13 protein-coding genes and 1 rRNA gene are annotated in these 13,698 nt (G+C 57.9%); 3 read left to right on the top strand and 11 right to left on the bottom strand.

Going from position 1 to position 13,698, the window contains the following annotated elements:
• Positions 1 to 6: 6 nt before the first annotated feature.
• The 8 genes from mcsA to ACESLM_RS23420 all read right to left on the bottom strand — a co-directional run bounded on the left by mcsA (position 7) and on the right by ACESLM_RS23420 (position 7,309).
• Positions 7 to 513 carry a protein-arginine kinase activator protein McsA gene (gene mcsA, locus ACESLM_RS23455; protein WP_372635037.1) on the bottom strand — a complete coding sequence of 169 codons (507 nt, stop codon included), beginning with the start codon at positions 511 to 513 and terminating at the stop codon, positions 7 to 9.
• 19 nt (positions 514 to 532) lie between these two features.
• Positions 533 to 994 (bottom strand): CtsR family transcriptional regulator, encoded by a 462-nt coding sequence (locus ACESLM_RS23450; protein ID WP_094050663.1) that lies wholly within the window; start codon positions 992 to 994, stop codon positions 533 to 535.
• A gap of 164 nt (positions 995 to 1,158) precedes the next feature.
• The gene (locus tag ACESLM_RS23445) at positions 1,159 to 1,533 is read right to left on the bottom strand and encodes an NAD-binding protein (RefSeq protein WP_372635034.1); all 375 of its coding nucleotides are present in this window, start codon (positions 1,531 to 1,533) and stop codon (positions 1,159 to 1,161) included.
• A gap of 129 nt (positions 1,534 to 1,662) precedes the next feature.
• A complete protein-coding gene (locus ACESLM_RS23440; RefSeq protein WP_372635031.1) occupies positions 1,663 to 2,775 on the bottom strand; it encodes a glycosyltransferase family 4 protein in 1,113 nt (370 codons plus the stop codon).
• Between the two features lie 16 nt (positions 2,776 to 2,791).
• Positions 2,792 to 4,003, bottom strand: coding sequence for a hypothetical protein (locus ACESLM_RS23435; protein WP_372635028.1), 1,212 nt, complete (start codon positions 4,001 to 4,003; stop codon positions 2,792 to 2,794).
• Between the two features lie 16 nt (positions 4,004 to 4,019).
• The gene (locus ACESLM_RS23430) at positions 4,020 to 4,970 is read right to left on the bottom strand and encodes a GDP-mannose 4,6-dehydratase (protein WP_372635026.1); all 951 of its coding nucleotides are present in this window, start codon (positions 4,968 to 4,970) and stop codon (positions 4,020 to 4,022) included.
• Complete coding sequence (locus tag ACESLM_RS23425; RefSeq protein ID WP_372635023.1) at positions 4,970 to 6,007, bottom strand: mannose-1-phosphate guanylyltransferase; 1,038 nt, start codon at positions 6,005 to 6,007, stop codon at positions 4,970 to 4,972. The genes ACESLM_RS23430 and ACESLM_RS23425 overlap by 1 nt, the downstream gene beginning before the upstream one ends.
• 168 nt (positions 6,008 to 6,175) lie before the next feature.
• Complete coding sequence (locus tag ACESLM_RS23420) at positions 6,176 to 7,309, bottom strand: glycosyltransferase family 4 protein (RefSeq protein ID WP_372635021.1); 1,134 nt, start codon at positions 7,307 to 7,309, stop codon at positions 6,176 to 6,178.
• Between the two features lie 187 nt (positions 7,310 to 7,496).
• On the opposite strand from ACESLM_RS23420, the gene ACESLM_RS23415 reads away from it, so the two are divergent.
• Together ACESLM_RS23415 and ACESLM_RS23410 are read left to right on the top strand one after the other, a co-directional pair.
• Positions 7,497 to 8,618 carry a hypothetical protein gene (locus ACESLM_RS23415; RefSeq protein ID WP_372635019.1) on the top strand — a complete coding sequence of 374 codons (1,122 nt, stop codon included), beginning with the start codon at positions 7,497 to 7,499 and terminating at the stop codon, positions 8,616 to 8,618.
• Between the two features lie 21 nt (positions 8,619 to 8,639).
• Positions 8,640 to 9,422 (top strand): FkbM family methyltransferase, encoded by a 783-nt coding sequence (locus tag ACESLM_RS23410; protein WP_372635016.1) that lies wholly within the window; start codon positions 8,640 to 8,642, stop codon positions 9,420 to 9,422.
• 79 nt (positions 9,423 to 9,501) lie between these two features.
• On the opposite strand, the gene ACESLM_RS23405 is transcribed toward ACESLM_RS23410, so the two are convergent.
• Both ACESLM_RS23405 and ACESLM_RS23400 read right to left on the bottom strand, forming a co-directional pair.
• Complete coding sequence (locus tag ACESLM_RS23405; protein ID WP_372635013.1) at positions 9,502 to 10,284, bottom strand: methyltransferase domain-containing protein; 783 nt, start codon at positions 10,282 to 10,284, stop codon at positions 9,502 to 9,504.
• Between the two features lie 16 nt (positions 10,285 to 10,300).
• Positions 10,301 to 12,661 (bottom strand): glycosyltransferase family 4 protein, encoded by a 2,361-nt coding sequence (locus tag ACESLM_RS23400; RefSeq protein ID WP_372635010.1) that lies wholly within the window; start codon positions 12,659 to 12,661, stop codon positions 10,301 to 10,303.
• Between the two features lie 263 nt (positions 12,662 to 12,924).
• On the opposite strand from ACESLM_RS23400, the gene ACESLM_RS23395 reads away from it, so the two are divergent.
• Positions 12,925 to 13,332: a hypothetical protein gene (locus ACESLM_RS23395; protein ID WP_372635007.1), complete on the top strand. Its 408-nt coding sequence runs from the start codon at positions 12,925 to 12,927 to the stop codon at positions 13,330 to 13,332.
• A 102-nt stretch (positions 13,333 to 13,434) separates the two neighbouring features.
• On the opposite strand, the gene rrf is transcribed toward ACESLM_RS23395, so the two are convergent.
• Positions 13,435 to 13,551, bottom strand: a 5S ribosomal RNA gene (gene rrf / locus ACESLM_RS23390).
• Between the last annotated feature and the right edge of the window lie 147 nt (positions 13,552 to 13,698).

The raw sequence follows: 13,698 nt of genomic DNA, 5'->3' as shown, positions 1-13,698 counted from the left end.
TGCCCTTCATCCGCTCATTTCGCTCTCGAGCTCGCGGATCCGGTCGCGCAATTGCGCGGCGGTCTCGAAATCCTCCCGCTCGATCCTGCCCTGCATTTCCTTCTTCAGACGCTCGATTTCGCGCTTCGTCTTCAAGTGGCCGCCCGCCCTCTTCGGCACTTTGCCCACGTGCACCGTATTGCCGTGCACCCGCTTCAGCAGCGGGTCGAGCCGCTCGGAGAAATGCTTGTAGCAATCGCTGCACCCGAAGCGTCCCACCTTGCTGAACTGCGTGTAGGTCATCCCGCATGTGCCGCACTTGCCCGCCGGCGGCTTGACCGTCTGGTTCCGCGGCTCGAAGTCGAGCAGGCCGGAGAGCAGGTTATGGATGGAAAATCCGCCGGCGGTTCCGGGGAGCATCTCCCCCTTCTCCCGGGCGCACGTCTCGCAGATGTGCAGCTCGGTTTTCTCCCCGTTGACGAACTTCGTAAAATGAAGCGTAGCCGGCCGTTTGCCGCATTCTTGGCACTGCATGGCCTTCAGCCTCCTTTCGTCATTTCGCAAGCAAAGCGATCAGCATCGCCTTGAGCAGCTTCGCCCGAATCTCATCCCGCAGCGGAAGCTTCAGCGCCAACGCGTCCCGCGAGACGGCGGCCTTGAGCAGATGCGCTTCCCTGCCGGTCACAAACCGGGCTTCCTCCAGCTGGTAGATCAGCCCTTCCGCCGTCGTCTGGTCGATCCGTTCTCCGACCGTCTGACGAATATGGCGCTGCACCGCCTCAAGCGACGGAAGGTTCACGCGCTGAATGCGGATATAGCCTCCGCCTCCGCGCTTGCTTTCCACGTAGTAGCCCTTCTCGAGCGTAAACCGCGTACTGATCACGTAATTGATCTGCGACGGCACGCAGGAGAATTTGTCGGCCAGATCGCTCCGCTGAATTTCGATGGCGCCTGCCTGGCTGTTCTCCAGGCTTTGCTTTAGATAATGTTCGATAAGATCGGAAATATTACGCAACGTCCAACCTCCTTTCTTCGATCCAAGCCGGCGGTGCCGGTCAGTCAATGAGGAGCGGATCTGACTTTGACTTTCTTTGACTATAATTTTATTATACGCTGCTTTGCGAAAAATGCAACTTCGCCGCCCGCGAATTTTCCGAATCCCGCGAAACGCGTCCAGCATCAAGTATTCCCACTTTGGCCCCGAGCCCATACAGTGGAGGTACACGGTTCGGAAACGAGGCGATTCCATGTTTTCTTACGCTTCACGTAGCCGAGATCCGCCGTGCCGTCCGGTCTGGAGGGCGTGCCGACGCAGATGAATACGACATCCGCTTCCGCGACCGCTTCGTATCCGTCGGATGCGAACAAAGTTCTCCCCGCCAAGCGCCCCAACAGCTCGTCCAATCCCGGCTCGAAGATCGGACTCCGCCCCGAATTCAGCATTCGGACTTTAACCGGATCGACGTCGATCACGGTCGTCCGATGGCCGATCGATGCCAACGCGGCGGCCGTGACAGCCCCCACGTATCCTCCTCCTATACATACGACTCTCATGTTCCCTTCCCTCCGATGCCGATTCGTTCCTGCCCAGAATTCCCGGCTGGTCCTCCTCCGGGTATCTGTAGAGGTATAATATGTCGGAGTAAAGAGCTTGGTCTAAACTTATAGCTCGAAGGCCGCGAATTAGACGCGGCCTCGGGATGCCGGGCGTCCCTTCAATCGCTCGCGGATCGTTCGGCCGACCGATACGGGGGAGAAGAAAGTCCGAATCGTTCTCTGCCCGTTGCTTGCGATCCTGCGCCTCCACTTTTCGTCGTATACCGCTTTCCACATCAGATGAACGGCATGCTCCAGATCGGGTTCCGCCCAGAGCTGATGCGCTTTATACGGGCCGTAGTGGGTTCCGATCCGCGTCAGGTTGTAGCGAACCGCGCCGGAATTCGTCTCGTCCATGAAGTCCGCGTTGCCGGACCAATGCGTACCTATGGCCGGTTTGCCTAGATACATCGCCTCGGCCAGCGGCAAGCCAAAGCCTTCGGAGCGATGCAGCGCGATGTAACAGTCCGAGCACTGAAGCAAAGCGTTGGCCTCCAAGCGGCTGAGCACCCGGTCGATAATCCGCACGTTTGGCAGTCCTTCCGCCTCGCGCCGCAGGTTCTCGGCTTCGGCGCGCTGCGGATTGTTCATCTTGATGACCAGCCCGGCCTGCAGGCCGTATCGCTCGACCGCGATGCGGTAGGCTTTCAGAACGGCGGACGGATTTTTGCGCGGGGAATAGCTGAACGTATCGTACATGCACAGGAACAGAAACTTCCTTTCCGGCAGCCCGAACGACTTCCGCCCGACGCCGTCGGGCACTTCTACCTGAATGCCATGCGGAACGACCGTGACGGGAACGGGGGATTTGCGCGCCACGCTGTCCCGAATAAACGCCGAAGGAACCCAGACTTCGTCCAGATGGCGGAAGCCTTCGGCATATTCGTCGGGAAATTCCGGCAGCTCCCAGTGCCAGTAGCCGATGTTGTATCTTCCGCCGAACCACTCGTCGCCGAGCTCCTCGTACGCAAGCGGCATCTGATCGGCATTGATGTGAAACAGGTTGATCGGATGCAGCGGCGCATCCACTTCGGCCGACGCCCAGGAGAGATCCTGATCTCGCGACATATTGCCGCCCGAATAGTTCAGAATGCCGAAAGGAATGCTTGCCTCGCGCAGCGCCCTGGCCGCCAGCCTGCACGACTCCCCGATTCCCATCTCGTATCTCGCGTAGCCGATCAGATTGATGCCGGACGGCATTCCCCTCTCCTCCTTCCTAAGCGTAGATCATCGAATCGATGACCGGGTGCCAGACGATCGGATCCATGCCGTATTCGATCGGAACGAACTGCCTGGCCCAAACCATCAAGCCATGCCGGCTTGCCCCGTGGGGGTCGGGAAACAGCCGTTGCAGGTCGACCCGGGTCTCGTAAATTTCCTTCAGCAGGTTCGGCATCGGAGAGACGGAGCTCGCCGAGGCGAACAGCCAGCGGTAGAAGCCGTTCGGAGTCAGCGTATGGAAGGGATTGCCGAAGTGCGAGGGCGCTCCGAGCTTCCGATACAGCTTGCGGACGATCGCCGGAATGGCGATGCCGTTGTCGAAGTAATTGTAGGTATAGCGCCAGCCCGCCGTTGCCGGGTATCCGCTCGCGATCAGCCGCGAGACGTAGTCTTTGTAAAGTCCGAGCAGATGCGGCGCGCCCGTCCACTGGTGGCGGGTCTGATGCTTGGAAATGCGCGAGAGGTCCGGAGTCAGACCGCTGAAATGATAGAAAATGAGCGGGCTTCCGTGTATCTCGTACATCCCGTTGCGCCAGACGATCGGCCGCTCGTGAAGATTCCAATAGGCGGCGTTATAGGCGGGGTCCTTCAAAATATGGACGCCTTCGAACAGGGCCGGAACGAAGTCCATCCATTTCTGATCGACGTGATAGCCCTGAGCGGGATCCATCAGGCATTGGCTCGTCAGCCTGTCTTTCCACCACCGCAGCATCTTGAGCGTCTCGTCCGTACGGGTCAAGGCGATAAAGCCCAGATTGTATACTCCCGCTTGCAGCAGCTCCACCTCTCCCGGCTTGTGCCGGTCCGAAGGCAAAGGCGTCAAAATATGCGGAGTCAGCACGATCGAATACTGCGGCAGCCGCCGGTACAGATCATCCATTCGATGCGTCACGAGAATGTCCGGATCCGCGTACACGATCGATTCCAATCCGCGCCGAAGCAGCAAATATTCGAGAAAATACGGTTTAACGGCCGTATTGAACTCCGTAATATCGTACTGGAACCTCATATCGGGCCATAACGGCAACCCGATTTCCGCCAGGCGCACCCATTCGAACGTTGCCTCCGGAGCTTGAAACATCCCCTCGTCTTCATCCGCCAGCAGAACGTAAACTTTACCGGCCGGATGATGTTCAAGGAACGACTGCGCGAGCGTTCGGGCCAGCGCGATGTAGTTTTTGGAGACGATCGTGCACAGGTTATCCATTATTCCGCTCCCTCCTTCAAGGCCGCGAGCGCCAATATTGAAGAAGATCTTCCATCGTCCGCTCGAACGGAATTTCCGGCTTCCATCCCGTCGCTTCATGGAATTTGCGGTAATCTCCGAGCAGAATCTGCACGTCCGAAGGACGCAAGCGGCTCGGATCGGTCTGCACTTCGATGCTGACGTTGCTGAAGCTCAGCAGCGTATTCAGCATCTCCTCGATCGTGTAACAGGTTCCCGAGGCGATGTTGTAATTTTCTCCCGGCTGTCCTCTCTCCAGCGCCAGCCAGTAGCCGCGAACGACGTCCCGCACGTCGGTGAAATCCCGCTTCGCTTCGAGGTTGCCGACATGAATAACGGGCGGTTTCCTGCCTCTCTCGATATCGACGATCTGCTTGGCGAAATTGGACGTCACGAAGTTCTCTCCGCGGCGCGGACCGGTATGGTTAAACGTGATCGTTCGAACGACGTGCAAGCCGTAGCTTTTGTGATACTGGTATCCCAAATAGTCCTGAGCCACCTTGCTGATCGCGTACGGACTCAGCGGACGAAGCGGGTTCGTCTCCCGAATCGGCGTCTCCTCCGGTTCCACCTGACCATACTCCTCGCTCGAGCAGGCGATCTGGATTTTCGTCGGCAATTCGAACCTGCGCACGGCTTCGAACAGGTTCACCTGTCCGGCGACGTTGTTGTGAATCGTATCGATCGGCGAATTCCACGACGTCGGCACGAAGCTCTGCGCCGCGAGATGGAATATGAGATCCGGCTTCTCCCGGGCAATCAGCGTCTCTACCGAGAAAGGATCGCGCAGCTCGCATTCCGCGAGGCGAATGTCCTTCAGCAAGTGAGAAATATGGTCCATGCGGCTCCGATTGCGGATCGTTCCGACGACTTCCACGCCTTGGCGCAGCAGAAACTCCGCCATATGACTTCCCACGAAACCCGATATGCCGGTCACGAGCGCCTTCATCAACCGACGCCTCCTCCCTGTTTTTCCACATGCTGAACGATCGATTTCAGATTTTGCTCCATCGACTTATGGCAGATCAGCACGCCCTCCGCCGTGGAGACGATAATGAGGTCCTCCGCTCCGATGACGATCGTCTTGCGGCCTTCGGAGAATATAATGTTATGGCTCGATTCGAACGCATGAACGGCACCGTGCAAAATATTGCCGTTCGAATCCGCGTCCTCCTCCCGGATTCTCTCCAGAGACGCCCAGCTCCCCATGTCCTCCCACTCGTAGCGGAAGGGCAAGGTGAACAGATTGCCCGCCTTCTCCAGAACGGCATAATCGACCGAGATTTTCGGCAGGCTCGCGTACACCTTCTCGGGATGCCGTCCCGCTTCCGTCAGCGCATTCCACAGGGCAGGCTGGTGCTTCTCCATCGCCTCCGCGATCGTGGACGGCCGCCATACGATAATGCCGCTGTTCCAGAATACGTCCGGCTTCGCCGCCAATTGGCGGGCCGTCTCCAAATCCGGCTTCTCAAGGAAAGAGACGACTTGGCGCGCGCCCTCCGGCCCCTTGTCGCCGGCGGTCTGAATGTAACCGTAATTCGTCTCGGGGCGCACCGGGACGATGCCCAACGTCACGATCGCGCTGGAAGCTTCGGCGATCGCCTCCGCCTTGCAGAACGCTTCATACAGCGCGAGAATATTCGGGATATGCTGGTCGGACGGCATCATGACGAGCGTCTCGTCGTCCTCCAGCCGGAGAAAATGCAAAGCCGACAGCGCCGCGCAAGGCCCCGTATCCCGCTGTACCGGCTCAAGAATGAGCCGGCTTTCGTTCAGTTCCGGCAGCTGCTCCAGCACGAGCGCCCGATACAATTCCGCGGTAACGACATAGATCTGCCCCGGAGGCACGATTCGGGCCAGGCGGCGGTACGTCATCTGGAGCATCGTCTCCTCCGAGGTCAACGCGAGAAACTGCTTGGGCCGGTCCTCCACGCTTCTCGGCCACAGGCGACTGCCTTTGCCGCCTGCCATTATGACGATTTTCATGTGTCAGATCCCCTTTGCTTGTATCAACGGAATCCGATCTCGGCGGATCGACCGCTGCAAATGCACGGTTTATTGTATGGACTGCCCACCCGGATGGCATGGACGATTAACTACCGCGCGCAAAATGGTCCATCCGCCCTGCTCCGCCGTCCGTGCCCGGGGCCGCCTTCATCGCATGCCGAGCAACTGCCTGATCTTGCTTCCGATGACGGAGGGCGAATATTCGAAGTGCACGTCGAACGCCGCTTTCCTGCTGATCTTCTCCCGCTTGGCCCGGTCCTCGTACAGCTCCCTCATCGCCTCCCCGACGCGATCCGGCCGAATGTCGGCCCACATGTGGCTGTAGTAATATTCCGGGCGTTCCGTCTGCAGCTTGGCGTCGACCGGGACGAGCTCCTTCTCCGGTTCGATCAGCACGCTGTTGTCGTCGTTCATGAACTCCGTGTACCCGCCCCAATTCAAGCCGATCGCAGGTTTGCCGAGCGCCATCATCTCCATCGCGGGCATTCCCCAGCCGGCCCGATCCACCGACACGTAGGCGTCGCAGCTCAAATACAAGTCGATGAGCTCCTGCTCGCCAAACGGTTCGACGATGACGATAATTTGCGAGAACAGCCGATCTGCGGGAACGTAGGAGCGAATGACCGCCATCACGTCCTCCGGCTTGTAGCCGCTGTGCACGTAGACTTTCAGCACGAGGGACACGTCCTCCGTCCGGTCGAATTCCCGGCAGAAGGCATAGACCAGCAGATCCACGCCTTTGCGAAAATCGAATCCGAACACGTACAGGAACGAGAAATTTCTCAGAGGGGGAGAGAAGACGATCCGATTGTAGGGTCTGCCTGGATAAAAGCGCGTCACGTCGATCGGGTAGGGAACGACTCTCAGCTTGGAAGTGTCGACGCCGCTTCGCGAGAACGTCTCGTAATTAAACTTGGAAGGAACCCAAACTTCGTCCAGCTGATTGCACAGGCGCGGCCAATCCGCGGGAACGCGATCGGTCTCGAACAACGTGACGCCGATCGTCTTCACGACGCGCGCGGCGGGACGATGCATGTGAAAATGAGCCGGGACTCCGTGCTGGATGCAGACGGGCCGGACGCCGATCTTGTCCGTCGACAGCCTCTCTAGCCAGTTCACCGTCTCTTCGCCGATCTCCGTCTTGTGCCGGCTCGCCATCGTCGGCGCGATATAGACGGGAACGTCCGCCGCTTCCAGCGCCCGCAAATAGTTGCGCGACACGTTGCCGTAACCGCCCATGTCGTACACCGGACCGACCCAGTAGACTCCCGTGCAGGTCACCTGCCATCGCCTCCCTTTCGTTGCTTCTCCCGTTTCCGTCAGTATATGAATGCGCAAGCGGCGTTGCTTCGCCCTTCCCGCCCGTAACGCGTCCTGCACCGACATTTGTCCATGCACAATAACGCTCGTCGCATATACTTCATTACTGGCGTGAATCATCTACCCCGTTAAGGAAGGAGTGCGCCCAATGGGAATTGCCGGCCTGGAGCTGTTCAACTACTTCTTGTACGACCGGGAGCCCCTCCCCTACAATCAACTGCCCTACGGCAACTGCTCGGAACGAACGATAGAAATTCCGATCGCCATTCGCTTTCTCAGGAAGATGGAGGCGGGGATTCGGGAGCCCTATCTGGAGATCGGCAACGTCTTCGCCAACTATTTGCCGCTGCTCGATCCGCATCCCGAGCTCAAAAATCGCATCGTTCTCGACAAGTTCGAGGAAGCTCCCGGCGTACTGAATGAGGACCTGATGGATTACAAGAGGAAGCATTCGCTCATTCTCTGCCTCTCCACGGTGGAGCACATCGGACAGCATGCGTACGGGGAGCAAAAATCGGGCGATCGCGAAGCCCCGCTCCTCGCCCTTCGCCATTTGTACAATCTATTGGAGCCGGACGGCTCCGCGCTCGTTACCGTGCCTTTCGGCAAGCTGATGGACATGGGGTGGCTCATCCAATTCAGCGACGAATACCTCCGTCTTCTGACCGACAGCTACGGCGTGCCGGCGGAAGCGCTGAACGTTTCCTATTTCCGCAAGCTCGATATGGATATGCATCTGAACAATCCGAAGCAGTGCTGGATTCAATGCGGGAAGGAGGAGCTCGCGGACGCGCGGTTCGACAGCCCCTTCATGTTCGCCAACGGCATCGCCGTCATCCACATGAAGAAGATCGGCAGCGACGTCGCGATCGCCCCCCGGCCCCACGAGCCGCTGAACTACCTGTCCGCTCCCGCCGTCACCAGCGTCTATTTCGCCCCATTCGTCCGCCCGGCCGGTTTTGACAAAGACGGTTATTTTCCCGCCGTTCGTCCCGGCTACGTTTTCTACGGTCCGTCGTTAACGTTGGCTCCCGGAAGTTATTCCCTTGAAGCGTCGATCGAGATCGACGGCCCGGGCGAGTTCACGTTGGAAGTCACGTCGAATCAAGGTCGGCGCCTCCTGTGGAGCCGAAAAATCGTTCGCAGCGAGCGGCTGTCCGCACCGGTCGAAATCGAGCGCGAAGAACATCAGGTGGAAATCCGCCTCTATCAGTATAATTTCGCGCATTGCCGCGTCCGGGCGCCTTCTCTCGTTCTGAAAGAGGCGTAAACGAATTTAGGAGGAATTGAAGTGTTCGATTTGACCCGCCCACACGTCTACGTAGGGGATCATACGATATTGACCAATTTGAATGCCGGTCCGGCCATGTTCCTGGACCTGCGCGACCCGGTCTGCCTGGCGATCTACCTGACCGGAGAATGGGAGGGCTGGCTGACGGGTACGTTCCTCTCCGTCGTCCGACCGGGAATGGTTGTGCTGGATATCGGCTCCCACAGCGGCTACTTCACGCTGTTGGCCGCCCAGCAGGTCGGTCCGAGAGGCTACGTGCACGCGTTCGAACCGAACCCGTTCCATCATCGCAATCTGATCAAGAGCGCAGCCGTCAACGGATATGCCCATGTCCAGCTTCATCGCGTCATGGTTTCGAATAAGAACGGCGAAGAAATTATCGAGACGCTGGGGGACGGAGGTTCAAGCATCGTCTATCCGGCTCTGGCTCCTCTCATTACGCCAACTAAAACGAAGGTACGCAAAGCGATCCTGAAGGAGCTGATCGCTCCCCATACTAAAGTCGACGTCATCAAGATCGATATCGACGGCGGAGAGCCTTACATTATGGACAGTCTGTTCGAGGTGATCGATGCGAGCGGACAGTTGGTCATCTTCATGGAGTATCTGCCCCTGCTGTGGGGAGGCATCGATCCTCGTCCGATCATGCAGAAGTTTTACGACCGGGGCTTTGCGATTTTCAACGTTCCGATGGACAGATCGGCCATGACTCCCGTTACGCTCGACCAGCTTGCCGCACATACCGGCCATCTGCATTTGGACTTGATCATGATTCGCCATTAAAAAAGAGAGGGCATCGCCTTTCGGAACAGGCGGGAGCGACTCCCGCTTGTATCCGAAAGCTTATGCGCCTCTCTGTTATTTACAGTTTCTCGATGATTAAGCCGATCGATGTCGATACATATTGGCCGAGTAGGAGACGAAGATGGACCGGATTGCTGTAAGGGGGAAGATCGACGTAAGACTCGAACGGTCCCGTTCCGGCCGTATAATTCACCGTTACCCGGTACCCGCGGCCTCTTAACTCCGCGACCATCGCTTCGATATCCCGATTGCGGAAAATGACGAGCACCGGAGCTTCCAGCGTATCTTCGTTCGAGGTCAGATTATATTCGGTCGTATGGACGGCAACCCCTCCGGGACGCAGACATTCCATCTGATTGACGATAAACCTTTTGCCGTGCTCGATCGACCCCAGATGCTCGAAGCTGCAGGAGGACCACGTAAAATCGAATTGCCCGGCATAGCTGGGGCTAATATTGTTCATATCGGCGCTCTCGTAAGTGACGAGCTGCTGGAATTGATGGGGATCGCACAGCCCCCGCTCGTTCAAATCGGCGAGGCTGACGGCATGCTGGTTCGTATCCACCCAGCCCTGCTCCTTGGCGCGCGCCACGTCCAAATCCGTCGCCACGACTTCGACTCCGTGGGAAGCGAATGCGGCCGTCAGCGGCTCCTTACCCACCCCGAAGCCGAGCCCCCGCCTGAACGGCATCAGCTTGCCGCGCTGGCGCAGCGCTTCGTAGATATAACACCACTCCCACAGCTTGCGATGAAACCTCATCTGCTCGTTGAGCTTGACGCATGCGTTGAGGAACCATGGCTGCGTGAAATCCGTTTCCCGACATAATTGCGATTGAAGCATCGCGCGCCCTCCTTCGTTACGTGTTTCGGATTTGCGGGACGCCTCCCGGACTTTCCTGAATTCGCCACAGCACCGTCGGATTTTCACCGAAGGAGCTGCTCTGCTCGATCGCTTCCTGCAGCGCCTCCGAGAAATTCGGCAGCGTATGGAGCTCGCTCATGCAAGCGGAGGCGCGGGCAGACATCCCCTCCCTCTCCTCCTTGTCGCGATACAGCTTAAGCATCGTCAGCAGCAAGACGCTTTCCTCATCGTCACCGGGCTGAATTTTCGCCGCCGCGTCGTCCGGAACGAAACGATAGAAGTCGCCGTCGTATAGAATTGTCGGAATGCTTGACGCGATCAGTTCGAGAGCGATATCGGGCGAAGCGTCCGCGCTCGGGTCGCTCAGCGCGATCGCGGCATGCGATCTGGACAGCAGCCGTTTGAACTGCGCGTATTGGGGCTCGACCTTGAGGTGAACGTACGGCTCCAGGCCAAGCTCGGACACCCGTTCGGCCACCCCTTGCGGCAGTTCGGCGTCGCTGCCGGCAAGAATCATATAAGAGACGTTGGAGCAGCCCTCGTCGATGAGCTTGCGCAGGCAGCGCAGAATAAGACGATACGGCGGACGGCTTCCGTCGGCGGCGACGGTTGCAAACCGGAACGGAGAGCGGCCTCCGGACTTGTCGGCCTGGAGCGCGATCGCAGGGGCGAGAGCTTCGATAACGTTGCGGTAGTTGCGCTGGAGGAGCCGGTCCCTCGTTTGCCGTCCATAGACGATGACGGATTTGGCATGCTCGAGATAATAACGGTCCAGCGGGGCCGCGGAACGAGGAGCCGTTCCGCCGAGCACGGCGTCCATCCAGTGCGGGGCGGCCGGGCCGAACTCTTTGTCCAGCACCCGGTAATAGCCGTGCAGATCGTTGCGTTCGACCGTATTCATCCAGGCCAGCTCGTGAAGATGGCTACCGTTCAAGACGACGATGCCGGGAATGCGCGCCATTTCCGCCAAATAAGGAACGACGAACGAATAACGCTCCCCGTTGCCGATCTCGTAAACGATAAAATCGTACTTCGTTTTACGACTCTCGAACTCGGTATGAAGGTAGACCTCGATCGGGCTCTCCTCCTCCGTCCTCTCTTCCCCGATTCGGTCGTCCAACCGTTCTTCGACGAACACGTCGATCTCGCCGCGATTCGTCAGATAAGGAACCGCATGGTACAGAGCGCCGTAAGTGTGAGGATAGAAAGGATGACGGGGAGCGAAGACGGCGATTTTGCGCCGATATACCTTTTCGTAGCCTTCCGTCACTTTGAGAGCGACCGATTCCCAATTGTATTGACGCGACCGCTGCAGCCCTTTGGCCGCCAGCCCTTGCGCCAATTGAGGATCGGACAGCATATGGACGATGCCTTGCGCGATGCTCTCCCGGCTCGCAGGGTCGACCTGGTAGACGGCGTCCTCTCCGATCTCCGCGAGAGAGGAGTTGTTCGAAGTCAGCACGGGCGTTCCGCAAGCCATCGCTTCCACGATCGGCAATCCGAATCCTTCATAGAGCGACGGAAAAGCGAACAGATCGGCGCCTCCGTACAGCTCCACCAGATCGCCGTCCGGAACGTAACCGGTCACGACGATGGAGCCTTCCCCTCCGAGCAGGCGCGCTTGCTCCAGCATCGCCCGTTTCTCGTCGTCCGAGGAGTTGTAGACGATGACAAGCTGGTACCGCTCGGCCAAGGAGCGGTTCGCGATAATGAAAGCTTCGATGAGACGGGCCAGGTTTTTGCGCGGATCGTCTCCGCCCGTGCAGAGCACATAAGGTTTGGAGATGCCGTAGCGAAGCGGCGCCGTTGCCGCGGTTCCTGGGGGGAGCGGCTTGAACTTCGGGTCGTAGCCGCCCATGACGACGCTGATCTTGGCCGGATCCATGCCGGTCAAGCGGACGGCGTCGGCTTTGGTCGTCTCGGATATCGCGTAGATAATGTCGCACGACCGGATCATCTCGATGACCCTCATGTAGATCGGCCTGACGAAATCGTTCATGTACTGATGCTCCAGCACGAGCGGGATGACGTCGTACAGCGTGGCCGCCACGCGGGTGTAACCGAACCACGCCTTGTTCAGCATCGTATCGCTGTATGCCTGGAACAAGCTCGCGGGCAGATGGAACAGATTAAACGGGCTCGTCATATGGTACACGTCGATGCGGTTGCGGTACAGAAATTGCTGAAGCTGGTCCTTCAGATAGTCCGCGCCCTTGCTCACGTCGGGATAGAAGTAATAGTAGGAATTGTTCGTCTCCTGCTTCAAAATCGCTTCGATCATGTTTTGCGAATAGCGGCCGATCCCCCTCTTCATCGCCTCCGTCTTGGCGAAAAACATGTCGAACGCAATGTTCATCCGATCGATTCACCACCGTTCGCAGAGGTCTTCATCGTGCACATGGTTATAGTATGGTTAAACGAGTCGGGAGCATGGGCAACTGACGGCAATCGTTGAAAAAAAGCCGAACACGCCCTTCTTGACGATTCGCTATTGTGGCTTAGGCGGAGCTAAACGCACAATTCGACTTAAAATGTGGTATTCCCAATGAGGTTTGTCCAATCCAACGGCTTGGCCATGCATAAGATATCTTGATCCTAATTCAAAGGAGGGAAAATCATATGCCAACCTTATTCGACTATAATGCGACCGTAGTCACTCCGATTACGGACGGAGTCAGCATTGCTGTACCCCAGACGCCAGTTAGAGCAGACATCGCTTCGGTCATCGTCAACGTTCCCAATGTCGTCCCTAGATTCGTCGAAATTCGGGCAACCGTCGGAGTGCGGGCAGATGCCGGATTCGGGCAGTATTTATACCGCGTTCTCCGCGGCGGGACGGAGATTTATTATTCGTTGGTGGGGATCGAGTTCGGCGCGGAAACGTTTAATTTGGACACGCTGCTGGTGATCGACGGCAACTCGCCTCCCGGCCCTCAAGTCTATACGCTGTCGATTGAAAAATTCACTGCCGGCTTAACCGCAACCGTTGTAGGTCCGATCGAGATCAGCGCTTCTTCTTTTGGATAATACAGGACGATGCAACGCAAAAGAAGCACCCGGTTAAGGGTGCTTCTTTTGTTTGCTCCGGCCCTGGTCGTCGACTTCGTCGACTGCTCGGGCATGCATCCAGCCTGGCGACGTCCTACTCTCCCAGGACCCTGCGGTCCAAGTACCATCGGCGCTGGAGGGCTTAACGGTCGTGTTCGGGATGGGTACGCGTGGAACCCCTCCGCCGTCATCACCAGACCAAATCATTTGTATGACAAGGCTTACGCCTTGAAAACTGGATGCGAACCAAAGTGGAGCGAAGAAGAAGGTGAAGTATCTTGCTTGATCGTGTCATTCGTTAGGATAAGCCCTCGACCGATTAGTACTCGTCAGCTCCACACATTG

Origin of the sequence: Cohnella sp. (assembly GCF_041641335.1) — a bacterium.
In the GTDB taxonomy this organism is placed as follows: domain Bacteria; phylum Bacillota; class Bacilli; order Paenibacillales; family Paenibacillaceae; genus Cohnella.
This window is presented reverse-complemented; position numbering and strand designations above follow the sequence as displayed.

What these genes read in the sequence shown, in the direction of transcription:
- mcsA (WP_372635037.1), bottom strand. Translation starts at nt 513, where the DNA reads ATGCAGTGCCAAGAATGCGGCAAACGGCCGGCTACGCTTCATTTTACG.
- ACESLM_RS23445 (WP_372635034.1), bottom strand. Translation starts at nt 1,533, where the DNA reads ATGAGAGTCGTATGTATAGGAGGAGGATACGTGGGGGCTGTCACGGCC.
- ACESLM_RS23440 (WP_372635031.1), bottom strand. Translation starts at nt 2,775, where the DNA reads ATGCCGTCCGGCATCAATCTGATCGGCTACGCGAGATACGAGATGGGA.
- ACESLM_RS23435 (WP_372635028.1), bottom strand. Translation starts at nt 4,003, where the DNA reads ATGGATAACCTGTGCACGATCGTCTCCAAAAACTACATCGCGCTGGCC.
- ACESLM_RS23430 (WP_372635026.1), bottom strand. Translation starts at nt 4,970, where the DNA reads ATGAAGGCGCTCGTGACCGGCATATCGGGTTTCGTGGGAAGTCATATG.
- ACESLM_RS23425 (WP_372635023.1), bottom strand. Translation starts at nt 6,007, where the DNA reads ATGAAAATCGTCATAATGGCAGGCGGCAAAGGCAGTCGCCTGTGGCCG.
- ACESLM_RS23415 (WP_372635019.1), top strand. Translation starts at nt 7,497, where the DNA reads ATGGGAATTGCCGGCCTGGAGCTGTTCAACTACTTCTTGTACGACCGG.
- ACESLM_RS23405 (WP_372635013.1), bottom strand. Translation starts at nt 10,284, where the DNA reads ATGCTTCAATCGCAATTATGTCGGGAAACGGATTTCACGCAGCCATGG.
- ACESLM_RS23400 (WP_372635010.1), bottom strand. Translation starts at nt 12,661, where the DNA reads ATGAACATTGCGTTCGACATGTTTTTCGCCAAGACGGAGGCGATGAAG.
- ACESLM_RS23395 (WP_372635007.1), top strand. Translation starts at nt 12,925, where the DNA reads ATGCCAACCTTATTCGACTATAATGCGACCGTAGTCACTCCGATTACG.